Below are 25,820 nucleotides of genomic sequence, written 5' to 3' on the forward strand. Positions count from 1 at the left end.
CCTTTAATTCAATGTATCGAATGACCGGACCATAACAATGAATACCGTGTACCAAATCAGTGATTGCCACCTTTCCGATGATTCCAGCTATGAGAACCTGCGCAGAGCACTGGAATACGTCAGCAAAGACACGGCATGCAAGACCATCTTTCTGACTGGTGATATTTGTTGTAATCCAAAATCTGGCGACTACGTTCGATTAGAGGCGTTCATTAGGCAACACATTAGCGACCAATCCATTTATGCGATTGCGGGCAATCATGATGACTCTCGCTTAATGCGCACTGAGCTCAAAGGCTCGACGATTTGTGTCACCGATAAAGCCACCATCTGTGAACGAGAGTTTGTGTTCCTAGACTCAAGTTTCAAGCCACTTGATAAACAACATCCACTTGGTTCAGGGCGTATTGATAACCGCGGCATGGCTCAGCTAAAACAACAATTGAGAAAGGCCAATGATCCTATCGTGGTTGTTCACCACCCTGTCATTCCAGTCGGTGCAGATTGGATGAAAGCAATACGTCTAGAGAACGATGCTGATGTGATGGGCGTACTTCGAAAATATCGTGTTCGTTATGTGATCTGCGGTCATGGCCATGATGGAATAACGGCGACACAACAAGGCATCACCCAATATATGGCCCCGTCGACAGCCTATGGCTTTGACCACTCGATCAATGAATACAATCGCAGCGAGAAGGTAGGATTAAGTCGAATCTCGTTGTCGACTGATTCCATCGACTATCAAGCTGTCTACCTTTGAGGATGCTAGCTTTAACCTTGCTGCGCTGCTAACTTAATACTCCGCGAACTTGGTGCTCCGCTACAAATATTCTTTTACTTCTTTGAGTTTACCTTTCAACTTGTCTTTTTTGCTTAGCGCTTTGTCGAACTCGTCTTTTGATGTATTGAGATAACTCACGCCATCTTTAATTTGAGCTAAGTAAGCCACATAGATGGTGTCCATAGTTACGAATTCTATACCCGACTTAGTGATGTATTTGCGGGCGAATTTTCTGGTTTTTTCGTAAGACTTGTAAATCTTACCTGCAAGTTCACTACCTGGAGCATAGGTCGCAAACTTATCGGGCTCCTTCTTAAACTTATATTTGAGCTTTCTCATGTGCTTTTTCATAAGCGAACGTTTCTTATAAGCTGGCAGATCCAGCACGCCAATGAGCACCTCCTCTTTGGAGCTGACCAGAGGATGTAGAATCCACATCATCGCGACAACCGGTATATCTTGGATGCTCTTGTTGAAAAACGTACAGCAAGCTAGGCCAGTGATCGTGCTCTTGTTCAGATACATTCTCAGGCATTCTTTTTGGAAAGCTTTGTATCGGGCGATAGTAATCTTTCTGTAAATGTAATTAACGCACCACTGACAAATCGACTTCGCCGCTCTTGCTATGGCTGTCGCTGGTGAGGCAGTACCCAAAGAAACGATATTGACCACTAACGTTGCGGAATTAAAAGAAAACTCCAACAACCCGTCTTCTAAGGCTGTCGCTTTAATTTTTCTTCTCACCACTCTCAGCGTCATCTGCCCTTGGCTATCCGCTACTGATATCACCTTGGTCGCTTTCTTATAGAGTGAAACGCCCTTCAGGCCTTTATATGCGCCTTGAACTATCCCTTTGGTGTCTTTAATGAAAGGAGCAAATTCTTCCCAAACATCGCTGACTAAGTCAAAGATCAAAGGTTTCATCTCGGTGAATACGTTTGAAGGTAATAACTCCAATCCAGGAACGCCTTGAACCGTCCTGTTTACCTGAGCGAAGATCTCATTTGACGTGTCACCTACCGCTTGCCCATTATCACTATCATTCGACTTTGAGAGATCCTTCACCTCATTCGTTATTTTTCTGACTTTGTTCAGCACCTTTCTATTTTTTCTGATTTGTTCAGGTGTTTTTACTGTGTCATCGATGCTTACTTCACTAAAAAACCTAAGAAAGAAAAGTTGTTTTTCGTCTATCGGGTCACCTGTTATTTCCAAAGAGTTGTTCAAAATATCTGGCATGATTCACTGTCCTTGTTCATCCATTTAAGATCGTTTAGCAAGTTGAATATTTACACACAAAAGAGGCTGATATGAAGGATTGTAAAACGCGAAAAGAGCCTCGAAACGTATTGGTGGACTCTTTATCTTTACCTCTCGGGGTGATCAGTAATCGCCCACCATATTGTTCGATATCCGTCTTTTCTGTGGCTAAAAAGTTTGAGCTATAAAATCAAATGTAGCTTCTGTTTGCGCATAGAGCCAACTGACTCAGCTAGGAAACGCTAGGAAGGTGTGGTGAGTCGAATTTCACCTAAAGGTTTGTTGTGCTTTAATTTATCAATCTGTGATTGAAGCCAGCGCGGAAACAGATTTGGCGTTACACTCATTAAGATCAAACAAATAACGAGGGTCTATGACGTTTTCTCCTGCCATTTTGCGTAAAGTCTGGTACTCCCCTTCTATTAACCTTGGGCTTCGCGCCACCAGTGCCATTGTGCTGTTTCTCGGTTTAGGGGTGCTGTCGAATCAAACCACTATCGCCATGACCGCGCTGATGACCATGCCAGCCGCCCTGATTAGTGGACTCGACGCAGCAGGGCCAAGGAGATGGACACGTTTTGCGATTACCGCAACCGCTTGGGGCATGACTCTGGCCGTCAGTTACGCTCTGCTGAAAAGCGGACTTCCTTTATGGGTGACTTATGGTGCTATGGGTGCGTTGCTTGCCAGTGCGGCAGTCAATGGTCCATTCTGGGCGAGGCTCGGCATGTCTAGCCTCCTGATTGCTGTCGTCAGTCTGTCGCTTCATAACTCCAACACAGCGTTAAGCTTGTACCCGATGTTGGTACTTGGCCCCCTTACTTTTTCGCTGTTTAGCTGGCTTTGGTTTGCGCTATGGAAGCACTATGCATTGCGCGTCTGTGTCTCCGCGATTTACGAAACCTTGGCAGACTACATCCAATATCGACAAGCATTCTTGTTAGGTAGCGAAAGTGATGCACCGAAAAGACGCATCAAATACCAACTCATCGAGTTGTTCCAACAGGCTCTTCAATCCGAATCTTTTCGATCTAAACAAGAAGATGCTAACTCGCTCCGACAAGCCTTGTTCCTCGCGCTTGATACGTTTGAAGTGATAATCAGCAGCCACACAACAAATCCCGATCTATTAAGCCAATTTCAGTCCAATAAACACAAACGAGACTTGCTATTGGTATGGAGCCAACATTGCCAGCAAAGGTTAAGACACAAAGCCAAACAGCTTCTGCTTAACACAAACGAAGAGATGAAGCATTTAAGTTCATTACAACAAGAAGCCGACGACTTGATTGAAGCGGTCAAGCTCGAAGACCAACCCCGCTTTCGTTATTGGGCATTCGCCGTGAAGCACATCTCTCGCCGTATTGAGCTTAATGAGCCCGCTTATGAACGTTCTTTTGAAGTGCAGCCGTTCGAGCTGTCTTTTCGCCTACCAAGCCGAGCCAATCCAATATGGCGTCATGTTACCCGTGTCGGTTTAATGTTCGCACTTGGCGCTGGAATTGCGGAATACTTCGAATTGATCCGCCCTGATTGGGTTCTGATTTCGATGTTAATGGTAATTCAACCAAGCTTCTTAGCGACACGCAGTAAAACGTGGCAACGCTGTTTAGGTACAGCGCTTGGTGTGCTGTTCGCGACCTCTTTGATTCACATTGGTGTACCGACGAACGCGATGTATACGCTTATCGTCATCCTCTTACCTGTCGCGATGCTTAATATTATGCGCCATTACTCGCTAGCCATTGGCTGTATTACGGCGCTATTGATTTTGGTGTATCAGACCATGGCGCACCAAGGGCTCGACTTTGCCGCGCCACGCGTTATCGACACCCTGGTCGGTGGTGCGATTGTCCTGCTCGGATATAGCTTATTATGGCCGCAATGGCGAGGCAAAGAGATCCACACTCAAGCGTTAAAGGCGCTTAATAGTTCAAAAAGCTTATTTGTGTATTGCTACGAACAGCTGCAAATTGGCACCGAACAACATGACCATACTGCGCTAACCAAGCAACGTGCCGCTATGCTAACCGCAGAAAGCGACCTTGAGCTGATTTACAACGAGATGCAGCAGGAGCCAAAACACACTCGCGCCGACCCTCACTATTATGAAGATATGCTGAGTCACTATCGATTGTTAAGCCATTACCTCTGCTTGCTGATTCCGCTGGTCAGGAAAGGCACGCAATACCAAGGCTCACAACAAGTTGAGAGCTTGATTCATGATGTGATGGATGCATTGATCAATACCATTCGTGATAACCGCGTCCATGAGTTGCCCGCGCTCACTAATCAAACCGAAGCCCAACATCCAATGTCAGCTGCTGGGCAACGTTCGGTAGAAGAAATCATCTGGTTAGCGCTGATGACAGTAAAACAAATGCACGATTTAGTTCGGCGCAATCTCGAAAACGAAAAGTTTGACAACGAAGAACTTGATAACTAAAAGCTCGAAAACGAATAAGCGAGAAAACAGAGAGCTTGAAAGCTGAATATGTAGGATTATCGCCCCGCTTTCACAAGTGACCAAAGCCTTGCAAGCGTTATTACCCTAAGGTTTGCTAGCAAGGTCTTTGTGATTGATAATAAAAGCAATATAGGCGCAGGTTAGCGCTTTTTTATCACCTAGGTTTATATTGAGGCTATATGGAAATCAAAGTACTAAAAAGCTTTGTGGCTGTCGCGACACATTGCAGTTTTTCAAAAGCTGCAAAAGAGTTGAATACCGTTCAACCTGCCATTAGCCGCCATATCACAAGCCTTGAACACGAACTTGGTGTGAGCCTATTTTTCCGTACATCTCGCGAAGTTGTCATTAGCGCCGCAGGGCAGCACTTACTTAAAGACGCGATAAAACTCATCGAACAAACGGAACAAGCCAAACAGTCCGCGATTCGAGCTTCTTCTGGTTGTATTGGCACTTTAACTATTGGTTATCTTGGAGGCGCAACTCTGAGTTTTCTGCCTCGTTTAGTTCGACAGTATATTGCTGAAAACCCCAATATTGATGTTGATCTTGTTGAGATGACCGCTTCTGAACAGATCGAAGCCCTGGATAAACGAGAGATCGATATTAGCTTCTCTCGCCCACTGCCGAACCTGCTTGTTGATGATTACACCTCGGTGACGATTTATACAGATAAGCTTGTTGCTGTTTTGCCCGTCACCCACGAACTGGCGCAACACTCCACCATTCAAATAAAACAACTTCAGCAAGACCCTTTCATCTTATTTGAACGTGAACAAGCGGTAGGATTATTTGACTCCATCATTACTCAGTGTGACCTATCTGGCTTCTCTCCAAATATAAAAAAACAACCCAACAACATGCAAACTGTGTTAACCCAAGTATCTTCTGGCTTAGGTGTCTCTATCGCTCCGCATGCAATTCGTGATTTACGCAGTGAGGGCTGTGTATTTGTTAACCTTGAATCTGTGGATGTACCAATGCCATTAGTCATGACACACCATTCACATACTCTATCCCCCACGGCCAGTGTATTTGTTGCTGTCGTACAGAGTGAAATTGAGGCGATTCAACAAAACATGGCTTAGAAAGTTATCTATACCAAATTCGTATAGAATTTAGATCAAATGGTTATTTTTGTTATTCAATCGCTAACCTTAGACTTAGCTCATCGAAATCATTCATTAAAACGATGAACCAAAGTTAAGGTGTCACCATGTCAAAATCGACTACAGAAGTGTTGAGCACAGGACGTTTATTACTGATGTCGAGCGCTGTCTCGGCAACTGCTGCGAACCTTTATTATAACCAACCTATCCTCCCTAAGATCGGCGCAGAGCTAGGGTTAACAAGCGAACAGCTAGGCGCAGTGCCAGCTGCAGGTCAGATTGGGTATGCCGTGGCACTACTGTTCTTATCGCCATTAGGAGACACGTTACCCCGCAGGCGCCTAATAGCGATCTTGTCTGTCATGTTGGTGTTGTCATCTTTTGTCGCGTTTTCTGCATCTAGCTTAGTAGCCCTGGTTGTTGCGTGTTTTGCGATTGGCTTGAGCGCCAACATCACTCAGCAACTGATTCCATTTGCAGCGTCATTAAGTACTCCTGAAACGAAAGGGAAAGTCATTGGCACATTAATGACAGGCCTAACTGTGGGCATCTTGCTTTCGCGTACACTCAGTGGGTTCATCGGTGAGCAATTTGGGTGGCGTGCGGTATTTATGATGTCAGCAAGTATTGCGATGATTTTTGGTGTGTTGCTGTATGCCTTTTTACCGACGAACACGCCGACAACTAAAATACCTTACCTTAAACTGGTTGCGAGCATGGCCACGTTAATCAAGCAGCATGTGACATTGCGTACTTCCGCTTTAACTGGCGCGCTTTGGTTTGCTTCGTTCAATGCGCTGTGGGCAACGTTAGCTCTGCACGTCAGTGAATCTCCGTTTAACTACAATGCACAACAGGCAGGAATGTTTGGTGTTATTGCACTTGCTGGAGTCATTGGTGCCAAAGTTTCAGGGTCACTGGTGAGCAAGTTTGGCTCTCGAAACATGATCAGCATGGCGTTAGTTATTATTACTGCTGGTTTTGTTATATCGGGTCTTTTCGCTGACACACTGGCTGGATTGATCGTCGGTATCATTCTCATTGACCTAGGGGTATTCAGCGCTCAAGTATCGAACCAAGTACGCGTATTCTCAATTGACCCACAAGCTCAAAGTCGTATCAACGGAATTTATATGCTTGGCTACTATCTCGGTGGTGCGTTTGGTTCATTTGTGGGAATTCAGGCATTTGAACGTGCGGGTTGGATGGGTGTTGTGGGCTTTAGTATTGCAGTCGTGGTATTGAGTTTTATTGCTAACCGTTCAAATAAGCAATAAGTCTTCTCGCCTCGATCTTTAAATTTTAAGTTTAAGTTTAAGTTTAAGTTTAAGTTCTCCAATATACACAACGGATATTCACTCTGTGTTTGATAGCAAATTACCGACCAGTGATTTGCTATCGTTCTAGATCTAATAAGGCAGTAGTAACTCGACTCTCTCAAGTTTTGAATATCATGATTCTCAAACTAGCTTTCCCGCCTAGAGAGCGGTTATGCCTTTACGAGATGATCTTGGTCTATTCTTATCATTTAGACAACTGAGTTCCGAGGCTTTGAGCATGAATAAACTGTTTTTGATCTTATTGGTTTTTATTTTGTCCGGATGTGGAACAAGTGATAGTGCGTTGATTGAGAGTGGTCACAACACCTCTTACATACAAGGTTTTCATGACGGTAGGCATAGCGGCATGCAAGAAAGCGGTAATAGCTTCGAAAACTACATAAAAGATGGAAAGCGTTTTGAATCAGACAGTGACTACAAGCAAGGCTGGATCGCGGGTGAGTCTGAGGGGAAAAAACTACAAGCAGAAGCAACAGCGATCGGTAAAGGTGCCGCTGCTAGTTATCCTCAAGAATCGACCACGACGGATTTAGATGACGTAGCAAAGGACACCTTAAAAGGCGTCGATACATCGGGCTTAGAGAATTTAAAATAAAAGTATAACAAAGAGCTCTGGGATAGCTCGTACCTTGCGCGACACTTACCAATGCACCTGAGCATAAATTGATCTGCATCAGCATATGGTTTAATAATGATTAACTACTAAACATTCATAATACAAATTGCGCAATACTGAATTGAGGCGTTCATTTTTTACGTTGTTGGTGATTTCATGGATGTTCACACCTTAGCTATATATACCTCTTTGTTAGCAGCCACGGTTGCGAGCGCTATGTTGTTAACGCATAAATATATACTCGCAGGCACCACGTTAGGGGTGAATTATATTGCTTATGCTGCTTTGCTGTTAGGAGCCAGTGTTACCCCACTTTCGTTCGGCGTTACTCAATCTTCAGAATCCATCGTTTTTCTTTCCAATGGTGCATACGCAACGGCTTTTGGTTTACTACTCGTCGGCATAACCGTGTTACGAGGAGCAAGTCGATCTTTTCTCGTAATATCAATCATCATTAGCTCCCTTGGCATTAGCTTCTTCCTTTATAGCGCCCTAATTGCGCCTTCTGTTACTTCTAGGATCGAGGCACGAAGTATTCTCGTTGTGACGATATGTATCTTAGCCCTATGTGCAAACTATTCAGGGGAAAAGCACGATAACAGAGAAGCAAAGTGCCTGTTGAACCTGACCCTGATCATCAACATTCTCTATATGGCAATTCGGGGCGTACTTGCTCATACTAAAGGAACGAACTCGAACTATTACCTGATATCAGATATTCATAAATTGTCTTTCGTTATCATGACAATCACAATTGTTAGCCTCGTATTTTCAGTGTTTTGGATCTTAACTGATCGTTTGTTGAAGCAGACCTATCGTTCATCGATCACTGATGAACAAACCGGCCTTTATAACCGTAGAGGCTTAGCAGAGCTGATACCCAAGCTTGTTCAACCAGGCCGAGAGACTGACATTTCTGTACTGATGGCCGACCTAGATCACTTCAAAAAAATTAATGATACTTATGGTCATGACAAGGGAGATGATGTGATTAAGCACTTTGGTCAAATTCTTGAAGATACATGCCGCACAAGCGATTTCTGCTTTCGCTATGGTGGAGAAGAGTTTGTGGTCATGTTACCTAGAGCGAATAAAGTTCAAGCAATGCAGATAGCTGAAAGAATAAGAAACCACGCAAAACACAACTCCAATCAAGAGCTCTCTTCTGGCACGTATACTGTCAGCATTGGCGTGACTCAAGCTCTCATAAACGATGACTGGAATTCATTAATTAAAAGAGCAGATAACGCCCTCTACGACGCAAAATCTCAAGGGCGCGATTGCATTGTTGAGCGTTAAGCCGAGTTGTAAAACAGTGTAAATATTCTTCCATCACAAAACATGTTGGCTAAGATTCAAGAAGTTAAACACACACAACAAGTAAGGTTAGCAAGGATGCGCATTTTTCGGTTTGTTTTAGCGATAGCATTATTGGCGTAACCCCCTTAAAGCGACTCTAGAACTTCCCGCCGTTTACCCATTCTGCTTTTGGTGGCACGGGCTCTTGGTTTACCCATATCTCTTTAATTTGACCGCCCTCAACTCGGAAAAGATCAAAACGCGCAACCTCGAGACCATGTTCAATAACTCGGCTGTAAGCTGCTACGAAATTACCTTGACCGACAATCTTAAACACATGGTCATAGCCACCAATATAACTCTCTAAAGGGCTCACATCTGAGGCTTGATAAACGGCTAGCTCTTCGTGCTGGAGGTACTTTGATAGCTTTTCTTTCTGCCCTAGTACCATGACATCACATAAAAAATCACGGATAAGGTTTTTATTCTCTTCTGTTTTATCTAGGTCAGTATGATTGATTGGCCCTTGCAGCCGACCTTCCCCTTCCGTCGGTTGAGCTTCGAAGGCAGAAATCACATCCCAATGTTCAATAATTTTATCGTCATTATCGGTATCGAATAGATCCGTAGTCACCCACTTATATTCGCCATTATTAATATCTTGGAATGCTTGAACAAACACGAATTGGCCATCGACGATTGAGCGTATGATCTTTATGTCTCTAACAGGGCAACGTTTTAAGAAGGGTTCGAAGAACTCAACAAAACCATCAATACCGTTGCGTACCCCAGTGCTATGTTGAGTATAACGTTGACCGGTGTACTTCGTTACCGCCTCTAATGTATGACCATCTCGGATACCTTCCATATACAGATTAGTTGCATTCGCTAGCTTATTGCTCATAAATAGTTTCTCCAAACTTAATAATGCCAAAGTACGTTATTTGGCTCGTACACTGAAACTCAGAACTAGATTGTCTCAGGTGTCCTTTTAACTGTCGGATTGTTGAATAGGCTCGACCATCGCATCGCTACTCAAAACCAAGTTAAGCTCGATATACCTCTGTAGAATATCGAGCTTTTACAACCTAATTGGCCACTGTGGTTACTGTTTGGCGTGATAAGCTTTAGATACTGCGTAGCTATCCTCAAACCAGTTCCAACTCTTCACTTTGCCATCTTCAACCTGAACTCGAACCGCCCAGCTGAATTTACCCGTGTCTACACCAGATTCATTTGCAATGGCACTCATGCTGCCCATGAATACTGCTTGGTCGCCGTTTACAAAACTATAGTCTGTTGACCAGCTTGTGACTTTCAAACCTGCGCCAAATCGAGGAAAGAAAGTGTTGAGCACTTTTTCTTTTGACTCCCAGTTACCGATCCAAGGGATGTCGGCGTCACCTTCGTTGTGCCAGACAAAATCATCGGCCATTAATGACTCGAGTTTTGCCATATCACCTGAGCCTGCCGCCCATAAGAATGCTTGAGCCGTTTCTAGTGTCTTTGCTGAATCGACTGCGTTTGTTTCATCTGCAAAGGCTGGAGTGAATTGAAAGAAAGCCAGAAGACTCGCTAGACCGATAAGTAGATTTTTCTTTAACATTTTCTTTCTCCTGATTGTCAATTTTGAAGCTCAATGCGTGGGAGATTAAAAGTGCCATCTGTGCATGCTTTGAACTTCAGTTCTATTTGTTGCCTTGGTGAGATAACTATAGCTGTGCTAAATTTTTGGTAAATTCACTAATTGAACACATTGGATATGCGCAAATGCACAACATAAGATGGGATGACCTGCAATATGTTCTTACAGTGGCGAATGAAGGCTCCCTGTCGGCCGCGGCAAGAGCACTTGGTGTAAACCACAGCACCGTTTTACGTCGTATTGACACCTTTGAGTATCGTCACAAATTACGAATCTTCCATAAGCTTCCTACCGGATACAAACTAACGGTTGAAGGACAAAAGCTTCTGGAGTCAGCTCTCGCTATCGAATCCACAGTAAGAGAATTAGAACACAAGATTTTTGGACAGGAATTGAAGCTAGAAGGAACGCTAAGAATAACGACGACCGATGCGTTATCTCGCCTCATTCTGGGTACTCACTTGGCTGCTTTTCATCGGCTTTATCCAAAAATTCAGTTAGAACTCAGCCTCACATCTCGTCAATTGGATATTTCACACCTAGATGCAGATATCGCGATTCGCCCGGCAAATGAGTTGCCAGCCCATTTGGTTGGGACCAAGTTAAGTAAAATTGCCTTTGGTGTTTACGGATCGCCTGAATATATAAATGGCCTTAAGAGTAAGCACCCCTTAAAGTCCGCTTCTTGGTTAATGATGCATAGAGGCAGTGCTTCGCTACAGGTTTCTGAACTGATTTCAGAAGACAAAATTGTCATGAAAGCCGACTCTTTTGAGCCCCTGATCATCGCGGCTGAAAATCAGATGGGACTAGCCTACTTACCTTGTTTTTTAGGTAACAGTAAGGGAACTCTGCACAGAGTAGATATGGAAGTGATGCACCAAAATACAGACCTATGGATGATGACTCATAAAGATTTAGAAGATTCAGCCAGAGTAAAAGCATTTTTTAATTTTATGAAAGGCGCAATCAAATCAGACCATAATCGGTTGGCCGGATTTGATTATTAGCGAACGAGTGCCGGCTCTTCACCATTAGGCTTACGAACAAAATGACACAAAGCCCACAGCACAAACAAAGTCACAGCCAGCTCCCAAGCGCGTAGGAAGGTACTTTCCAACCCTAAATTGCTACTGGTCATATACAACTGAATCGGCAGCATGGTCGCTAATAACGCATCGGCATGAACGTCTTTGGCTAGACCTTTCGCTTTGGCCATTGATGCGGTGATCATAAAGGTAAATAAACCCAACACTATGGTGTAGTAACCGAATGTAGACTGATGCCCTGCCATCAACAAGGTGAACACCACGGCTACTGCACAGCCGCCTACTTGAGTTTGAAAACGGCGGTCAACCACGTCAATAAAGCTTTTGTGCGTGGTTTGGGTTGCAGCGGCAATCACTGGAACCATACAGAACGTTGCTGAGATGATGTCAACGATCATCAAGAATGCTAAACCGAGACCAATCAACGCGAGTGAAATTGCTCTGCTCTCAAATGTGACAAGCTGTTCTTTGAATACAGGGGGCTTGCTTCCTTGCTCAACAGAGAACAAAGCCACCATGGTTTTTGCTACGACCATGGTAATCAACATGGATACCAAAATTTCATGAATACGCATCGGCATATCCATGGTGGTGTGCTGAGCAAACACCACAATCAAAATCCAGTTGAAGGTTGGCATCAACATTTTACCTTTCTTCGCTGGCGTAGTGGCTCGACGACGCATAAAGTCGAAGAAGAACAGGCTAATGGTCCACACCACAAACGGATGCTGTGAAAATACCTCAGTCACCACCAATGCTGTACTTGCTGCCAATAAAGTGGGTGCCAAGGTACGGATCAAGCCAAGCCAAGAGTAATCTTTGTTCTTGGTCATGATGATGGTTGGATACAACGCCAGATAAACGGGAGAGTCAAGGTTTAGTAGCTTTCCCAACACCATACAAATCGCCACAGTAAGTGCGACACGCAGCGCTTCATTACGTTGAGAATGACCCTGTGCGGTGTTTTCAAATGTCCACATCGTCATCTCCTACTAGTAGATGTAGCGAAATATTGAAACCAAGTGAATCCAAGCAGAGCCAATAACGTGCATTATTGGGTTACCGCTTTCAACAATCACACTCGCTCGTGAACCTGAGATCATCGAAGGATCCAGTTCGTTAACGGTAATGCGGGTACGTACTTTCTGTTGCTCACGGATCCAACGCGTATCATTAGTCACGCTAGACAGTTTGCCATTGGTGTTATTGGTGTCGTAAATCGCACGCTCTTGGCTACTCACTTCCCCCGTAAAGACTTTGCCCGGTAGCGCATCAAAAGAGACCAAAACTTCGCGGCCATTAGTAAGCTTATCAATGCCTTTCTCATTGAAGTCCGCACTGATCCACGCATGAGCTTCGTCCACCAGCAGTAATGATGAAGTACCTTGAGTGATATAACTGCCCGATTGCAATTGTAAGTTGGTCACGACACCTTCCGTTTGCGCGACGACTTGAGTGTGGCCTAAATCCAGTTCCGCACTGGCCAGTTTTGCTTCTGCTAATTCAATGGCCGCTGTGCGGTCTTGGGTCGATAACTCAACTTCAATACGTTTCACTTCCGCGTTCGCAGCTTCAACCGCACTACTCGCAACTTGTGTATTGGTGATTGCGTCATCAAGGTCTTGTTCCGTCGCGAGCCCTTTGTTACGCAGTTTCTGGTTACGTGCAAGTTTCTGTTTCGCGTTGTGATATTCGAATTCTCGTTGGCTTTGTGTTTGTTTCGCTGCTGCTAATTGCTGCCATTTCGCCGAGTCAGAATCACGCGCTTGATGCAGTTCGGCTTTCGCTTGTGCCACTTTCAATTGGTAGCTACTGGCATCGATAGCAAATAATGGCTGACCTTTTTCAACCAACTCGCCATTACTAACCATGACATCGGTAATCACACCGGACACTTCTGGCGCAATGGTCGCCACGTTACGATACAAAGTCGCTTGAGTGGTGAAAGGGGAAACATTATCTGAGGTGACTAAAAAAGCGGAGAACAATGCTGCCGCTGAAAAAACAGTGTAAATCGCGTATCTATAAAAATTTTCGTTCATGCTTGTGCCTAGTTTTCATTCATTATGACGCGCCGCGCTCACGGCTTATTCGATTCTCTTTTCTACGAAAACTAGGTTATAACCATTCACAAATGGAAAATATAGCCAATAAAAGAAGTGTGGATTCCACATTTGGAAAGGTTGATAATCTGTACCGATTTCGCTCAATAGTTGAGCAAAAAGGTCAGATAAGGGTGTATTGAAACGTTAGAATTCCGTTCCTCACCCTCCCTACGAGCAATAAGAGATTGAAGAAGTAAACCGTACACAGTTACATTCCATTAGATTACTTAATTGGCACTGGCTTCTTATGGTTAAAATGCCTATTGTACAAACCATAAAATTATAAAGACTCGCGGCCTTTGCCACAGAGACTCTCCATTTAAAGCGAAAAGACTTACTATGAATTTTGATATCAATGCACTGAAACATCACCAACTGGTCGAAGATGGTCAATTAGAAGGATGTTACATTCATCAACCTGTCCAAGGCAGTCAGCCAGATGACAAAGCCGTTTTAGCAGAGCGCCAAGCACTGGAAAGCCAAGGATATAAGGTGGTTCAGGTTAAAGCGAAAGGCGGAACAACTACGTTTGCCGAGGCTATGCAAGAGCTTGCGAAGAAGACAGGCCACCAGCCTAAATAGTAAGCGACTTAGTAAACCAATATGGTCACTTGGTTCTATATCGAGAAAGCACCCTACCGACTACTGAGTCAGCAGGGTACTTTTTTATTGACTGCCTTTTAACTGACTTCTTTTGTTAACTTTCCTTACTGACCTAAGTTACTGACTCAGCTGACTAAACTTCGGCAAGCTCTTCACAAACCTCTGGTGTACATCCATATAAGTTTGCATATAGATTTCATCGATACTGTCACCACTCGGGAAACTCGATGAGAAGTCTGCGTGGTTGCGGTCAATCGACAATTTAGCGGCCTCGACAATATGAGCAATGAACATTCTAGGGTCTTCTAAGCCGATAGAGATACGCATTGTGGTCGGTTTGATGCCTGCTTCATTGAGCGCTTCATCAGTGAGTTCTGAGTGCGTAGTCAGTGCTGGACACAGCGCCACGGTATTGGTTTGCCCTAAACTGACTTGCATGCCGATTGCTGGCTCAAGCATGTCGAAGAACTGTTTGAACCCACTTCGATTGATTGGCGCACGATCGCCGTTGCCTTCCATATCGATAGTGAAAAGCGCGGCTGGCAATCCCAAGTACATGTTGTTCTGGCAGTGTTCATAGTTATCGCTGTCTGGCAGAGCTGGACACGACACATTGATGTCTGGGTGAGCATCAAAGATCTTTGCGAGAGTCAGTGTATTAATCGTTTTCTGCACCACGCGCATCTCATAGGTTTTCATTCCATTGAGCACTTCAAACGCTTTGTCTGCGTCTAGGAATGCGCCCTTAATGTAGTACACATTCCAAAACAGCGTTTCGTTCCATGGGATTTTGGCCTCATCACCGTTGGGCTTGGTGAAAGTGACCTCATCTCCTTTTGGCACAAACATAGTCTCGTTGCGGCCAATCACAACCCCGGCAGTTGTGGTACCAGAACCCGCCAGTTCTTTGGTGTAAGAGTGAATCACGTAATCAGGTCTTTCCATCACATCATCGCGTTTTAGTACTGGGTGTAATAAAGGCGTTCCCACTGTTGAGTCAACAATCACATCCCAACCACGAGAGTGACCAGCTTTACTGATGCTAGCAACATCCAACACGTATCCATGCGGGTTACACGGTGACTCTAGGTAGACGTAGATTTTCTTACCCGCAGCGATGCGATCTGCGTATTTATGAGCAACCTCATCAAGGCGAGTGGCAAACTCATCACCGGAGTAACCATCCACCCACTCTACCGCGACATTCAGATTAGAAGGTTTACCAAACCAATCTTCCAACAGCTGGTAAGAACCGCCGTAGATGTTGCGTGAAGCCAAGACTATATCTTCATGCCCGAGCAAATGGCTCAGCAACCCATCAATAGCCGCCATGCCCGAATTAAAGTTCCACGCAAGGTACTCGTTAGCTCTAGATCCTGCTTCAAGGTCAACCATGTGGTTAGCCAGTGAAATCGATGTAGGGTTAAGCAGTCGAGAATAGATATCGTGCAACGGCTCTTTACCGTTAAACGCATCTTCAATCCATTCTGTACACGCAAACAAATAGGTCGCGGTACGTGTAATCACAGGGCTTGCAGAAAATATAGCAGCAACATTATCAAAGATAGGATACGCACCTTTAGACGCAAAATTACCATTATTGGTGGCAATAGATTGGTAAGTGGCGCGCATTGGGTTTTGCAGGTTGTCGAGGATCTTTGCGATCTGAAATGACAAAAAACGTTTAGCGTTAAACCAAGCGATTCGGTCACTTTTATCGAGCTCTGAAAGTCCATCAACGGTCAATGCCCAAAGGTCGTGTGTCTTGGTATTGGCTTGGTACAGTGTCGTCGCCAGTTCGATAAGCGTGACGCCGTAATCACTGTTTGGGTCGATACCAAAATGCTTTGCTTGCTCAATGGCAAGGGCTTCTGCTTGTTCGTGTTTAGTGGTTTTACGCAGCGGGCTAAGTTGAGTTGAAGTATTCATAGTTCTTAAGTCATTCCATGCTTGTTGTCCTCCTTTAATTTTAGTTTTACGCAGATGTCAAAAATTGCTATTTGCGAAGTAAGACATACACTTTGAGCAATAATATTGCCAAATAAACTTGAATATTGATGGGATATGCTAATGGACGAGATCGACAAGAAAATACTGGCTGAACTGCAAAACAACGCTCGGCTGTCTAACCAAGAGTTGGCCGATCGAGTGGCACTGTCGCCCTCTCCTTGTTTGCGTCGAGTTCGAGCATTAGAGAAACAAGGGATAATTCGTGGTTACCACGCCAGTGTCGACCAAGAAGCGTGTGGCCTGCCAGTCAATGTGTTTGTGTTGGTGAAACTTGAAAAGCCGACAGAAGAGAACATGCGAGACTTTGAGCAGCACATTGAAGTGATTGACGAGGTGTTAGAGTGTTTTCTGATGACGGGCAATCATGACTACCTATTGCATGTCGTCAGTGAGTCGCTAAAAAGCTACGAGCAGTTCATCCGTAAACAACTAACTCGCCTACCCAATATTGCTTCTATTGAATCCAGCTTCGCCTTCGGTCAGGTAAAAACTAAGACCAAGTTGCCAGTGAGATAATTAGACACGACTTAATTTAGCTGTGCTGATGGCATTGGATAGTCGTCTCCAATCATACAGATAAGAGCGCCACCAAAAGCTTTGTCGTAACGTATTTTTCCTGTCGCATCTGAGCTTTCTATACTCGAACTGCCGTCCACAATCTTATTAATTTCTTGTGCGACTTTTGTTGGTACCAACCAGATACAAGCTGCAACAGAGCAAGTGGATGATGACGATTCGCAACCTGTCTCGGAGCTTCCTCTTACCCAAAGGCTATCCTTTTCCTTAAGCAGTAATTGCGTTGCTATGTAATCTGGGTGGTCGATGTACTGATCGCCACCTATCCATGTATCGTCATAAGGTAGGTATGGCCCTTGCCATGTGGATAAGCCCGGGGTTTCGATTAAGTGATTGATGTTTAAGTAGCCGAAATTCGTATCGGTATCGGAAGTAATCGGAGGCAAAGAGCCATTATCACGAGAATATTGCTCAGCAGCATCCAAAACAGTATTCAGTTGCCCGATTAGAAATTTTGCCTCGTCGACACGGGACATACGGTTCCCGAACGGGTTGTAGATAAAAAAAGCGGCAATGAGCATCAATAAGCCAAACGTTACAAGTTTCCATTTTTTTATCTGACGCAAAAGTTTCAACATCTATTTTTATCTCTCATCAAGAAGGTTCTTATAACGCTAAGGTCGTCCCTATGGAAAAGATTATACCAGAGTAAAATCGAGCGTTTTGCATTGAAACGTACTTGTCCATGCCTGCGGGAAACGAGCCTAGCTCTGATGTGCCCAACTTAGAGCTAGAACCTCCCTAAAAACAAACAATCATCACACCCTACTTCACTGACTTAACCCCTTACATCAACCTTGTCTTGAATTACTCCGTAAACAAACCAAAGCGATGGGAATCGATTCGAAGTGATCGTTTTATCGGACTGTCATCTAATTTTTGTACTTTGATATAACAAATAGTTCAAAAGTTATTGAGCGATCGTTCAACTATATTAAATTTTCCACTATAGTTGATTGGTTAAACAGCTCACAACAAGGAAAAGTTATGAATCCAAATACCGAATCTCAATCAGCCCCAACTCGATCTATCCCTCAAGAAGCATTTGATTGGTACGACGAATATGCACACGGCCTGATTGATCGCAGAGAGTTTATGGCTCGTCTCTCTGGGCTAGCTGTACTTGGCTTAACCATGACGACGCTAACTTCTGCATTGATTCCTAATTATGCGCAGGCAGAGCAAGTCTCTTTCAATGATCCTTCCATCAAAGCAACTTACGAGAAGTTTCCTTCACCTAAAGGACACGGCGAAGGCTATGGCTACTTGGTTGTACCCAAAGAGTTAGAGGGCAATGCGCCTGTTGTATTGGTCATTCATGAAAATAGAGGCCTAAATCCATACATAAAGGATGTGGCAAGACGACTCGCAACGGCGGGTTTTATTGCGTTTGCACCTGATGCACTCTATTCGCTTGGTGGGTATCCAGGTAATGATGATGAAGGTCGAACAATGCAGAAGTCGCTATCACGAGAGAAAATCGAAGAAGACTTTATCGCAGCTGCAAACTTCTTGAAGTCCCATGAAAAAAGTAACGGCAAGCTAGGCGCAGTCGGTTTCTGCTTCGGTGGCTATATCGTAAATATGTTGGCGGCGGTAATGCCAGAGCAACTCGATGCGGGCGTTCCGTTCTATGGTACTCCTGCCGCACCAGATTTGAGAAAGAACGTAAAAGGACCATTGCTCATCCAATTTGCGGGAATCGATAAACGTGTGAACGCAACTTGGCCAGATTATGAAGCCGAACTCAAAGAGAACGAAGCAGACTACACAGCTTACATCTATGACGGCGTGAACCATGGCTTCCATAACGATTCAACTGGCCGCTATGCTGAAGAAGAAGCAGAGTTAGCTTGGAAACGTACACTTGAGTTCTTTAACCAAAAGCTTTCTTAATAGGCAATAGAGTAATTTGATCTGTTGTGAAATCTAAATTTACATTGTGCAGTTATCTGGAAGGTGTTACTAATTTGTCCTATGAACAGAATTGACCTAAATGCAAAAACCACCACTACCACCATGAGGTTACTCAGGGGGTAGGCTTTTGCGTCGTCAAAAAACCTCTGAGTGAGTCATCGCCAGAGGTTTTTTTGTATCTAGGCTTTGTATTTCACTCAGAACAAATAAGAGATGTTCGTTCTACGCGAATTAAATTGAACTTCAGCTATTAATTATAGATAGAAGTGGTAACTCAGTTAGGAGAAGGCATGCAACCTAAAGATAATAAAGAGCAAGTAAGCCGAGTTTCATCTCAGTTTGAAGAAACTGCTGTAATACCTGGCTCGGCACAAATAACACCGATTCTTGTTTATGGTAAGCGTCGTATTAAAAAAGAAAAACTTGGTGAATTTAATAGTGCATTTCAAGCTTTCTCCAAATCAGCTTACGAAGAAAACCCAGACATAAAAGCAATCTTTGCCTTTCCTGATAAAGAAGATCCTTTGGCATACTGGCATATTTTATGGATACGAAGTGCCCGAACGTTTAACGATTACTTGTCTCGCCCTACTCAAGGAGAACCTTTGTGGGATATGTATGATTTCTCATCTGAAAGCCAAGACACTTTAGCTGTGTATGGCGGGTGGGATGAAGAGACAAGAACGAAAACTCAAGCTGTTTCAGGCGTACGCTACGAATTTAAGAATAGTATCGTAGGCTTCATGAAACCTGATGGCGGTAGAGAAGAAGGTCCTCCGTTGTTTGGGTTTACTACGCGTTATGTAAAACCTGGCCGAATACAGAATCTAGGCACTTCATTCCAGACCGTATGTGACATGTGGTACCAAAAGATTCCAGGTATCTTGATGGCTGCTGTCTTCCCAGATGAAAACACACCTAATTTGGTTCACGACTTGAGAATATTTGCCAACCATAGCTCTTACTTAGCGCATGTCGACAAGTCTGACAATTTGCTAACGGAAGCAATGGCTGCATGGTTTGAAAATTACGACACCAGCATCCCATTTTCAGGACAACTTTATGCCGCGAACACAAAAGATGAAGCTCTGCATACAAGTTCGATTAAATCGAGTTCCACGCCCAGAGCCCAGCTTGAGACATTCCATTTTGGCGAAGATGGTATGTTGGGGCAAATGGCGAATATGACTCGGAATGACTAACCACGGACTCAGTATCTATCGAGTTACTCTAGTTCATAAAGGCCTCGCACACGCGAGGCCTTTGTTTTTCTCTCTAGCAACAAATATAAGCTAGAAACTACTATAAGAATGAGGAACGCGACTTTCTTCATCCCAGCCTGATAACTCAATATTGATCAATGATTTGCGCTTCTCATTACACAGTGAAGCGATATTGATGATAGGCAGCTGGCTGCGAAACTGCGCGGTGAGTATCACCTTTTTACTTTCACTAAGGCAGCTTCGGCATTGCGACAAAATCGCCTCAGTATCTAACTGGTGTGCGTTCTCGATAATTTGGATATCAGCATTCTCTTGATAGCTATCTATCAGCCAAGATACAGCAGGCACTTCTATGCTTGTGAGCACGATGACATCTTTTGTTGTGACCAATTCTTTGAGTTCAGTTTCCATAATTACTCTCATTCAGCTGCAAATACATTAAAGTCGGTTGCCCAGTTTAGCCTGTGCCAAATGGTAGCCTCTGTCTATCATCTTTTGTGAACGATCAAACTCTAAAGTGCCACAAGCATTGCGTGGCAGCTCAAGCGTAATATCGGCAGGATAAGCGGCCAGCTTTTGGCGAGCAATGGTCGATTGCATCGCATCAAACGCTTGGTTGGCAATGTCGTAGGCCGCAAAATTGAAGCTCATTTTACTTTTTACGCTGCTACCTAGATTATCGATAAAGTGAACAACCTTCTCGTGCAGGTTGCTCTCTTTCGTTGGTAGAGAAACCGGTATCACTTCCTGTTGAAGCATTTCAGGTTCACCACCTAAGTTCACTGCCAGTGTAAAGTCTGTGTTGTCACCAAAGGTAGGCGCAATTGGTACGGGATTGAGTACTCCGCCATCAATGAGTTCTTCGCCATTGACGACATGAGGTGTAAAGAACAATGGCAAAGAGATAGAGGCACGAATGGCATCAAACAGAGAACCTGATTGCAGCCAAACCTCTTTTTCATCGGCGACGTTAGCGGCAACGGCGGTATAAGGGATAGGCAGATCTTCAATTGAAATCTCGCCGATAAGTCCACGCAGTGTGTCGATGATCTTGTCGCCTTTGAACATACCACTCGATTGCCATGAAAAGTCCAACAACATCGCCATGTCCCCTTGGTCGATACTGGTGACCCACTCTTCAAATTCATCCAACTTGCCCGCAGCGTAGACACCACCGATAAGTGCGCCAATTGAACAGCCAGAGATGGATTTGATCTGATAGCCATGCTCAATTAACCAACGGATCACTCCAACGTGAACCAAGCCTCTTGCGCCACCACTACCGAGTACCAATGAGATCGTTTTTGCCATCGTATCAATCCTTTAATTCATTAGCTCTTCAAAGCTTTAGGCAAAAATTATATCACCTCGTATAACTGTACGCTGTGTAATGCTTTGAAAAGGCTTAAAGTCGTTGGTGAACATCTTCATTTTGGGATAGTAAAAATTATCTTCTAGCGTATACCTTGGTCTCAGACGGCTGAACAACATTGAAGGGTGTTTCACCATCCACCCTCCAAAACGTCAGAAAGCACTGATTGGTGGACGTTATCTGCCGCTTTAGCACCAAGCATTTCTTGTTGGATATTCGTTTATTACCAATAAAGCTCATCCCCTACCAATAAACTGCCCCACCTAACTTACAGTCTTTCATTCTAGCACCTTCACCCTACGACTAATGTCTAACCGACTGAGTCTATTTGTTTTTTTTGGTTTGGTATAAGGTACTAACAACTAAATGTTAATGAATCTTTAATTATAAGTTGACGCATTGTTTGCGCTTCTGCGTGAGTCAACAACGTTTGTTGGAATAACACACCTTAGAGTGTGAACGAAAGGAATCAAAATGAGCAGTACTTTAGAGTCCGTAAATATACCAAGAGAAAAGCCTCAAACCATTGAGAACGAGCTCTCCTATGAACAACAACACAAACCAAGTTCAGAGTTTGAATCCCGAGAACAGTATCTAGAGCACGAATTACAAATCATGTCGCCTAAGCGCTGGCGTCCAAATTTACCGTTTAAAGATTATCGATTTGAGATAGAAGACACCATCCCTGCCATGGCCGCGACCATTGGTAAAGTGGTTATGGTGGGCGCGATTGCAACCACCTTTGCTGGTGCTCTCGGGTTAAATGAAGACTTCATTCTAGAAAACGTTCGATACGAACTCCTTATCGCCTCTGTCTTCATCATTCTTTTCTCTGGCTTTCTACTACCAACGGCTAACCTCGCAGGTACACATGGCCCACTTATTCCATTAATCCCTATTGTTGTTGCCGCTGGCGGTCACCCAATGGCCTTTGGCTTGTTGATTGGCGCATTTGGCTTGCTGTTAGCCATCAGTAAAGGCGGCAGTATGTTGGCTAACCTCACCAGTAAAGGCGTGTGTGGCGGATTGCTGCTCTACCTAGGCTTTGTGGGTACCGCTTCTCAAGTGAAAAAGCTGTTCGCTTGGGCAGAAGGCATCGGCATAAGCCACATCGCTTTTGTGGTGATCTTCTGCACCATTATCTTGTATGCACTATTGGAGCACTTCCGTAAGCGTTGGTTAGCTGTACCTCTTAGCTGCTTGCTGGGTGGTACGATTGCATTTGCCATGGGTGCCCCATTCGCTTTCCACACAGAGCCTGGCCTACCGAACATGAACCCTATGTATTGGTGGGGAGAGGATACAGGTTGGATGCTAGGCTTACCGACGATTGAACACTTCATGGTAGTACTGCCGTTCGCGATTCTAGCCGTAGCGATGTGGTCACCAGATTTCTTGGGGCATCAAGTATTCCAAAAGATCAGCTACCCAGAGCGTACTGAAAAAGTGCACATGAACATTGACGACACCATGACCACAGCGTCTATTCGTCAAACATTCGGCTCGCTTCTTGGCGGTACTAACTTTACCTCTTCATGGGGTACCTACATCGTACCAGCTGCGATTGCAAAACGCCCTATCCCTGCGGGTGCTCTACTGACGGCTCTGTTCTGTATCATCGCCGCAGTTTGGGGTTACCCGATGGATTTAGCTATCTGGCAACCTGTACTGTGTGTGGCGCTGATTGTTGGGGTATTTGTGCCATTGCTAGAAGCTGGAATGGAAATGACGCGTGAAGGAAAAACCACACAGTCAGCAGCGATTGTTGTGTTCTCATCAGCGCTTGTGAACCCAGCATTTGGTTGGTCTCTCACCATGCTGCTAGACAACTTAGGCTTAGTTGGCTGTAAAGAACGTAGTGGTGAACTGAGTAAGATGAGCCGTTGGGTACTACCGGGCATTATGTTTGTTGTACTAACAAGTGTCATGGCGTTGGTTGGCCTTCTACCAGGGATTCCAGCGATTATCCCAAGCTTTCGTTAAGCTAGATTAATCGTTAACTTCGCTAGAAATACAAAGGCCTCGTACATGCGAGGCCTTAGTTTTTCTATCAAGGGTTAATAGCCCTACTTCACTGGCTTTAATTCATTCGGGTAATGAAGGTTTGCTCGTCATCGACAAAAGCCACGTAGTCGCCGTGATAGATGAAAACGCGCCCACGCCCTTCAACGATACACGCCAATTGTGGGTTCAAATCTTCTTCAAGATCTTTGCTTTGGTACGTGCCAGTATCTGTGATGACGCCACGAAGTGTCGGTAAAAACCCACAGCTGCGCTTGGCTTGATCAATCAGGCTTAATTCACTGCTAATAGAGAAGTAAGACGGGATAGGACCAGCATCTTCGATAAACATCGGTTTCAGTTCTTCAAAAGCTGTAATCACCAGCCAGTCGATGCCGTTCACATGATGGATAAACATTGTTTATAAATACCTAGATTCTCGATAGTTCTGATGCGGGGATTCTATCACTATCAAGTGTAGAGCGTGGGAGAAATTGAGTTTCACTCGGAACACAAGAAGGCACCGCAATCGCGAGACCTCAGTGTTCTAACGAACCGTTACAGCTACCCTTTAACAACGACAGCACCCTACTTCACTGGCTTCACCGCTTTCGTCACGTTGTACTGAACGATTCTAGCATCAAAAACTCCCCCTCTAGCTCCCCCTCAAATTATGTTCACCGATCTCTTTAGATTAACGTTCGAGGGGGAGAACATTCTTTGTCGCTGAACATATAGCAGCACATGTAGCGATCGGTATTCAGTTCCTCCCCTTTCTCGTTGCCAGCAAGAAGTTGGAGATGTAAACCAAGGGAAGGTTAGGAGGGGATTGTCACGTGCAACTACCCTATTTCATCAGCTTCAAAGCTTTCACCAGAGTAATGTCGAATTGCTGAGTTGTGCTAGCACTGGAAAATGGCTTGCCCCTTCAATGTAGAAAACACTGCAAACCCTGATGTGTTTCTTGTTCACTTCCGAGTCCGTCAACGCCAAAATATTCTTGCTAAAAAGGTAGAAAAGTTTATGGTATTTTTTAGCTAAACTTGAGAATCAATATGTCATTACAGAAAAAACAATCCAAAGTATCACTGAACATCAAAATCTCATCAGACTTAGATGTTCGTCTTAAACGAGCGAGAAAAGCAGCGCGTGAACAAGGGCTAATGTTCAATGTATCTCAAGAAGTTGAAAAATTTCTTGAGAAGGAAATAAAGAAAGTGGAACGCCAGCTATCAATCGATGAAGAGATTAAGAATAACCTCGAGGATCTTGGTGGGCTTAATATCGATAAAATGATGAAATCAATGGATTAATCAAAACACTAACATATTGATTAAACTGAATTTAAAAATGACAAAACGTGGAGATGATTATGGGCACAATAATTGGACTGTTAATTTTGGCTGGTATCAGTGTATTCCTAAAGCGTCAAACGGGGCTTCATTTGCATGAGTGGATTGCAAAAAAATATAAAGAATCTCAAGACAAAAAATAATGGACTCTATCAGATTGACAGGCTCCATCGATTTAACTTAAAAAACTAAGGCCCCGCACATGCGAGGCCTTGGTTTTTATATCAACGATTACATCCATCTTTTAGCAACTACAACCGCCCTACTTCACTGACTTCACTGCTTTCATCAACGTTGCGTTGAACTGCTGTGGTTGCTCAAGCATTGGGAAGTGGCCTGAGTCTTCAATGTAGTAAATGCTGTAGTCTTTGATGTGTTTCTTGTTCGCTTCTGAATCGGTTGGCCATAAGCGAGCGTTCACTAATATTACTGGCACGTTCACGTTCTCATACACGCGGTGTGCTTCGCCTGTTACGTATTGGCCTAGATAATGGCGGAACTGATTTATCGCGATAGCTGGCGGTGCTGATGCCATGTCTTGCGTTACCCAGTAAAGTAAATCTTCGTCTACGTCTTTTGGTAGCGAGTCTTTCACGAACATAGTAATGCCCGCTTGGAAGTCTGCTTCAAACGGTTTGGTCATTGCATCTAGGTCGCTTTGTGAAACCGCAAGTGCAACGTTTTGCGATGTGTCTACACCAATAATACCCTTAACTCTTTTCGGCATCAGTTTAGCGGCTTCTGCAATCACACCACCGGCCATGGAATGCCCAACTAAGATGACGGATTCGAGTTGTTCTTTCTCGATTACGGCTTTGATGTCTTCAGCAAACGCAACCATGGTGTACTCTTCACGGTTGAACGACGAGTTACCGTGCCCAGCTAAGTCCATGGTGATTACTTGGTACTGCTTTGAAAACTCACTCACTTGGTTTTGCCAAAGCCTACTGTCTAAGCTCCAACCGTGGATGAAGATCAACACTGTCTCCCCACTCCCACTTTTGCCATACGCAATTTGCTCACCATCGTGAGATATAGCAATACCGTACTTAACCGTTGAATCATGAGCCATGGCACTCATGCTACCAAGTG

General features: G+C 44.3%; 25 protein-coding genes. 14 read left to right on the forward strand and 11 right to left on the reverse strand.

Annotated elements, in window-relative coordinates; genetic code table 11:
• Nucleotides 1–37: 37 nt before the first annotated feature.
• Nucleotides 38–763 (forward strand): metallophosphoesterase, encoded by a 726-nt coding sequence (locus AB6E85_RS11005; RefSeq protein WP_372142649.1) that lies wholly within the window; start codon nucleotides 38–40, stop codon nucleotides 761–763.
• A 60-nt stretch (nucleotides 764–823) separates the two neighbouring features.
• Here the strand turns inward: AB6E85_RS11005 and AB6E85_RS11010 are convergent, their stop codons facing one another.
• Nucleotides 824–2,023 (reverse strand): hypothetical protein, encoded by a 1,200-nt coding sequence (locus AB6E85_RS11010; RefSeq protein WP_372142651.1) that lies wholly within the window; start codon nucleotides 2,021–2,023, stop codon nucleotides 824–826.
• A 394-nt stretch (nucleotides 2,024–2,417) separates the two neighbouring features.
• Here AB6E85_RS11010 and AB6E85_RS11015 point away from each other — a divergent pair, with 394 nt between their 5' ends.
• From AB6E85_RS11015 to AB6E85_RS11035, 5 genes are all read left to right on the forward strand, one after another.
• Nucleotides 2,418–4,490, forward strand: coding sequence for an FUSC family protein (locus AB6E85_RS11015; protein WP_372142652.1), 2,073 nt, complete (start codon nucleotides 2,418–2,420; stop codon nucleotides 4,488–4,490).
• A gap of 200 nt (nucleotides 4,491–4,690) precedes the next feature.
• Nucleotides 4,691–5,599, forward strand: coding sequence for a LysR family transcriptional regulator (locus tag AB6E85_RS11020; RefSeq protein WP_048609110.1), 909 nt, complete (start codon nucleotides 4,691–4,693; stop codon nucleotides 5,597–5,599).
• 128 nt (nucleotides 5,600–5,727) lie between these two features.
• A complete protein-coding gene (locus tag AB6E85_RS11025) occupies nucleotides 5,728–6,897 on the forward strand; it encodes an MFS transporter (RefSeq protein WP_372142654.1) in 1,170 nt (389 codons plus the stop codon).
• A 280-nt stretch (nucleotides 6,898–7,177) separates the two neighbouring features.
• The gene (locus tag AB6E85_RS11030) at nucleotides 7,178–7,555 is read left to right on the forward strand and encodes a hypothetical protein (RefSeq protein ID WP_372142656.1); all 378 of its coding nucleotides are present in this window, start codon (nucleotides 7,178–7,180) and stop codon (nucleotides 7,553–7,555) included.
• A 177-nt stretch (nucleotides 7,556–7,732) separates the two neighbouring features.
• The gene (locus AB6E85_RS11035) at nucleotides 7,733–8,875 is read left to right on the forward strand and encodes a diguanylate cyclase (RefSeq protein WP_372142658.1); all 1,143 of its coding nucleotides are present in this window, start codon (nucleotides 7,733–7,735) and stop codon (nucleotides 8,873–8,875) included.
• Between the two features lie 157 nt (nucleotides 8,876–9,032).
• Here the strand turns inward: AB6E85_RS11035 and AB6E85_RS11040 are convergent, their stop codons facing one another.
• Nucleotides 9,033–9,779: a nuclear transport factor 2 family protein gene (locus AB6E85_RS11040; protein WP_372142660.1), complete on the reverse strand. Its 747-nt coding sequence runs from the start codon at nucleotides 9,777–9,779 to the stop codon at nucleotides 9,033–9,035.
• Nucleotides 9,780–9,980: 201 nt separating this feature from the next.
• Nucleotides 9,981–10,481: a nuclear transport factor 2 family protein gene (locus tag AB6E85_RS11045; protein WP_372142661.1), complete on the reverse strand. Its 501-nt coding sequence runs from the start codon at nucleotides 10,479–10,481 to the stop codon at nucleotides 9,981–9,983.
• A gap of 164 nt (nucleotides 10,482–10,645) precedes the next feature.
• On the opposite strand from AB6E85_RS11045, the gene AB6E85_RS11050 reads away from it, so the two are divergent.
• Nucleotides 10,646–11,530, forward strand: a complete 885-nt coding sequence (locus AB6E85_RS11050) for a LysR family transcriptional regulator (protein ID WP_050649552.1) — start codon at nucleotides 10,646–10,648, stop codon at nucleotides 11,528–11,530.
• Here the strand turns inward: AB6E85_RS11050 and AB6E85_RS11055 are convergent.
• Together AB6E85_RS11055 and AB6E85_RS11060 are read right to left on the reverse strand one after the other, a co-directional pair.
• The gene (locus AB6E85_RS11055; protein ID WP_372142663.1) at nucleotides 11,527–12,549 is read right to left on the reverse strand and encodes a DUF2955 domain-containing protein; all 1,023 of its coding nucleotides are present in this window, start codon (nucleotides 12,547–12,549) and stop codon (nucleotides 11,527–11,529) included. The genes AB6E85_RS11050 and AB6E85_RS11055 overlap by 4 nt on opposite strands.
• Before the next feature lie 12 nt (nucleotides 12,550–12,561).
• The gene (locus AB6E85_RS11060) at nucleotides 12,562–13,611 is read right to left on the reverse strand and encodes an HlyD family secretion protein (protein WP_050645352.1); all 1,050 of its coding nucleotides are present in this window, start codon (nucleotides 13,609–13,611) and stop codon (nucleotides 12,562–12,564) included.
• Nucleotides 13,612–14,013: 402 nt separating this feature from the next.
• Here AB6E85_RS11060 and AB6E85_RS11065 point away from each other — a divergent pair, with 402 nt between their 5' ends.
• Nucleotides 14,014–14,256 carry a hypothetical protein gene (locus AB6E85_RS11065; RefSeq protein ID WP_050621544.1) on the forward strand — a complete coding sequence of 81 codons (243 nt, stop codon included), beginning with the start codon at nucleotides 14,014–14,016 and terminating at the stop codon, nucleotides 14,254–14,256.
• Between the two features lie 138 nt (nucleotides 14,257–14,394).
• Here AB6E85_RS11065 and AB6E85_RS11070 read toward each other — a convergent pair whose 3' ends face one another.
• Complete coding sequence (locus AB6E85_RS11070) at nucleotides 14,395–16,206, reverse strand: PLP-dependent aspartate aminotransferase family protein (protein WP_372142664.1); 1,812 nt, start codon at nucleotides 16,204–16,206, stop codon at nucleotides 14,395–14,397.
• Nucleotides 16,207–16,347: 141 nt separating this feature from the next.
• Between AB6E85_RS11070 and AB6E85_RS11075 the strand changes: the two genes are divergently transcribed.
• Nucleotides 16,348–16,803 carry an Lrp/AsnC family transcriptional regulator gene (locus AB6E85_RS11075; protein ID WP_017059083.1) on the forward strand — a complete coding sequence of 152 codons (456 nt, stop codon included), beginning with the start codon at nucleotides 16,348–16,350 and terminating at the stop codon, nucleotides 16,801–16,803.
• A gap of 11 nt (nucleotides 16,804–16,814) precedes the next feature.
• Here the strand turns inward: AB6E85_RS11075 and AB6E85_RS11080 are convergent, their stop codons facing one another.
• Nucleotides 16,815–17,441, reverse strand: coding sequence for a type II secretion system protein (locus tag AB6E85_RS11080; RefSeq protein ID WP_372142666.1), 627 nt, complete (start codon nucleotides 17,439–17,441; stop codon nucleotides 16,815–16,817).
• A 409-nt stretch (nucleotides 17,442–17,850) separates the two neighbouring features.
• On the opposite strand from AB6E85_RS11080, the gene AB6E85_RS11085 reads away from it, so the two are divergent.
• Nucleotides 17,851–18,759: a dienelactone hydrolase family protein gene (locus tag AB6E85_RS11085; protein ID WP_122082506.1), complete on the forward strand. Its 909-nt coding sequence runs from the start codon at nucleotides 17,851–17,853 to the stop codon at nucleotides 18,757–18,759.
• Between the two features lie 311 nt (nucleotides 18,760–19,070).
• Complete coding sequence (locus AB6E85_RS11090; RefSeq protein WP_372142667.1) at nucleotides 19,071–19,982, forward strand: hypothetical protein; 912 nt, start codon at nucleotides 19,071–19,073, stop codon at nucleotides 19,980–19,982.
• 90 nt (nucleotides 19,983–20,072) lie between these two features.
• Here AB6E85_RS11090 and AB6E85_RS11095 read toward each other — a convergent pair whose 3' ends face one another.
• Both AB6E85_RS11095 and AB6E85_RS11100 read right to left on the reverse strand, forming a co-directional pair.
• A complete protein-coding gene (locus AB6E85_RS11095) occupies nucleotides 20,073–20,414 on the reverse strand; it encodes a hypothetical protein (protein ID WP_372142669.1) in 342 nt (113 codons plus the stop codon).
• A 27-nt stretch (nucleotides 20,415–20,441) separates the two neighbouring features.
• Nucleotides 20,442–21,314 (reverse strand): patatin-like phospholipase family protein, encoded by an 873-nt coding sequence (locus AB6E85_RS11100; protein ID WP_372142671.1) that lies wholly within the window; start codon nucleotides 21,312–21,314, stop codon nucleotides 20,442–20,444.
• A gap of 535 nt (nucleotides 21,315–21,849) precedes the next feature.
• Here AB6E85_RS11100 and AB6E85_RS11105 point away from each other — a divergent pair.
• Complete coding sequence (locus AB6E85_RS11105; protein WP_372142673.1) at nucleotides 21,850–23,358, forward strand: DUF3360 domain-containing protein; 1,509 nt, start codon at nucleotides 21,850–21,852, stop codon at nucleotides 23,356–23,358.
• Between the two features lie 97 nt (nucleotides 23,359–23,455).
• Here AB6E85_RS11105 and AB6E85_RS11110 read toward each other — a convergent pair whose 3' ends face one another.
• The gene (locus AB6E85_RS11110) at nucleotides 23,456–23,794 is read right to left on the reverse strand and encodes a hypothetical protein (protein WP_048617429.1); all 339 of its coding nucleotides are present in this window, start codon (nucleotides 23,792–23,794) and stop codon (nucleotides 23,456–23,458) included.
• Between the two features lie 637 nt (nucleotides 23,795–24,431).
• Between AB6E85_RS11110 and AB6E85_RS11115 the strand changes: the two genes are divergently transcribed.
• Both AB6E85_RS11115 and AB6E85_RS11120 read left to right on the forward strand, forming a co-directional pair.
• Entirely contained in the window at nucleotides 24,432–24,689 is a 258-nt protein-coding gene (locus AB6E85_RS11115) for a hypothetical protein (RefSeq protein WP_017085640.1), read from the forward strand.
• Between the two features lie 59 nt (nucleotides 24,690–24,748).
• On the forward strand, nucleotides 24,749–24,871 hold the full coding sequence (locus AB6E85_RS11120) for a hypothetical protein (protein ID WP_258183960.1): 123 nt from the start codon (nucleotides 24,749–24,751) through the stop codon (nucleotides 24,869–24,871).
• Between the two features lie 119 nt (nucleotides 24,872–24,990).
• Here the strand turns inward: AB6E85_RS11120 and AB6E85_RS11125 are convergent, their stop codons facing one another.
• Nucleotides 24,991–25,809: an alpha/beta fold hydrolase gene (locus AB6E85_RS11125; RefSeq protein WP_372142690.1), complete on the reverse strand. Its 819-nt coding sequence runs from the start codon at nucleotides 25,807–25,809 to the stop codon at nucleotides 24,991–24,993.
• Nucleotides 25,810–25,820 lie beyond the last annotated feature (11 nt).

This window comes from Vibrio sp. 10N.247.311.51 (genome assembly GCF_041467855.1).
In the GTDB taxonomy this organism is placed as follows: domain Bacteria; phylum Pseudomonadota; class Gammaproteobacteria; order Enterobacterales; family Vibrionaceae; genus Vibrio; species Vibrio coralliirubri.

What these genes read in the sequence shown, in the direction of transcription:
- AB6E85_RS11005 (WP_372142649.1), top strand. Translation starts at nt 38, where the DNA reads ATGAATACCGTGTACCAAATCAGTGATTGCCACCTTTCCGATGATTCC.
- AB6E85_RS11015 (WP_372142652.1), top strand. Translation starts at nt 2,418, where the DNA reads ATGACGTTTTCTCCTGCCATTTTGCGTAAAGTCTGGTACTCCCCTTCT.
- AB6E85_RS11035 (WP_372142658.1), top strand. Translation starts at nt 7,733, where the DNA reads ATGGATGTTCACACCTTAGCTATATATACCTCTTTGTTAGCAGCCACG.
- AB6E85_RS11055 (WP_372142663.1), bottom strand. Translation starts at nt 12,549, where the DNA reads ATGTGGACATTTGAAAACACCGCACAGGGTCATTCTCAACGTAATGAA.
- AB6E85_RS11050 (WP_050649552.1), top strand. Translation starts at nt 10,646, where the DNA reads ATGCACAACATAAGATGGGATGACCTGCAATATGTTCTTACAGTGGCG.
- AB6E85_RS11025 (WP_372142654.1), top strand. Translation starts at nt 5,728, where the DNA reads ATGTCAAAATCGACTACAGAAGTGTTGAGCACAGGACGTTTATTACTG.
- AB6E85_RS11030 (WP_372142656.1), top strand. Translation starts at nt 7,178, where the DNA reads ATGAATAAACTGTTTTTGATCTTATTGGTTTTTATTTTGTCCGGATGT.
- AB6E85_RS11020 (WP_048609110.1), top strand. Translation starts at nt 4,691, where the DNA reads ATGGAAATCAAAGTACTAAAAAGCTTTGTGGCTGTCGCGACACATTGC.
- AB6E85_RS11100 (WP_372142671.1), bottom strand. Translation starts at nt 21,314, where the DNA reads ATGGCAAAAACGATCTCATTGGTACTCGGTAGTGGTGGCGCAAGAGGC.
- AB6E85_RS11060 (WP_050645352.1), bottom strand. Translation starts at nt 13,611, where the DNA reads ATGAACGAAAATTTTTATAGATACGCGATTTACACTGTTTTTTCAGCG.
- AB6E85_RS11075 (WP_017059083.1), top strand. Translation starts at nt 16,348, where the DNA reads ATGGACGAGATCGACAAGAAAATACTGGCTGAACTGCAAAACAACGCT.
- AB6E85_RS11095 (WP_372142669.1), bottom strand. Translation starts at nt 20,414, where the DNA reads ATGGAAACTGAACTCAAAGAATTGGTCACAACAAAAGATGTCATCGTG.
- AB6E85_RS11080 (WP_372142666.1), bottom strand. Translation starts at nt 17,441, where the DNA reads ATGTTGAAACTTTTGCGTCAGATAAAAAAATGGAAACTTGTAACGTTT.
- AB6E85_RS11120 (WP_258183960.1), top strand. Translation starts at nt 24,749, where the DNA reads ATGGGCACAATAATTGGACTGTTAATTTTGGCTGGTATCAGTGTATTC.
- AB6E85_RS11085 (WP_122082506.1), top strand. Translation starts at nt 17,851, where the DNA reads ATGAATCCAAATACCGAATCTCAATCAGCCCCAACTCGATCTATCCCT.
- AB6E85_RS11045 (WP_372142661.1), bottom strand. Translation starts at nt 10,481, where the DNA reads ATGTTAAAGAAAAATCTACTTATCGGTCTAGCGAGTCTTCTGGCTTTC.
- AB6E85_RS11065 (WP_050621544.1), top strand. Translation starts at nt 14,014, where the DNA reads ATGAATTTTGATATCAATGCACTGAAACATCACCAACTGGTCGAAGAT.
- AB6E85_RS11105 (WP_372142673.1), top strand. Translation starts at nt 21,850, where the DNA reads ATGAGCAGTACTTTAGAGTCCGTAAATATACCAAGAGAAAAGCCTCAA.
- AB6E85_RS11110 (WP_048617429.1), bottom strand. Translation starts at nt 23,794, where the DNA reads ATGTTTATCCATCATGTGAACGGCATCGACTGGCTGGTGATTACAGCT.
- AB6E85_RS11125 (WP_372142690.1), bottom strand. Translation starts at nt 25,809, where the DNA reads ATGAGTGCCATGGCTCATGATTCAACGGTTAAGTACGGTATTGCTATA.
- AB6E85_RS11090 (WP_372142667.1), top strand. Translation starts at nt 19,071, where the DNA reads ATGCAACCTAAAGATAATAAAGAGCAAGTAAGCCGAGTTTCATCTCAG.
- AB6E85_RS11010 (WP_372142651.1), bottom strand. Translation starts at nt 2,023, where the DNA reads ATGCCAGATATTTTGAACAACTCTTTGGAAATAACAGGTGACCCGATA.
- AB6E85_RS11040 (WP_372142660.1), bottom strand. Translation starts at nt 9,779, where the DNA reads ATGAGCAATAAGCTAGCGAATGCAACTAATCTGTATATGGAAGGTATC.
- AB6E85_RS11115 (WP_017085640.1), top strand. Translation starts at nt 24,432, where the DNA reads ATGTCATTACAGAAAAAACAATCCAAAGTATCACTGAACATCAAAATC.
- AB6E85_RS11070 (WP_372142664.1), bottom strand. Translation starts at nt 16,206, where the DNA reads ATGAATACTTCAACTCAACTTAGCCCGCTGCGTAAAACCACTAAACAC.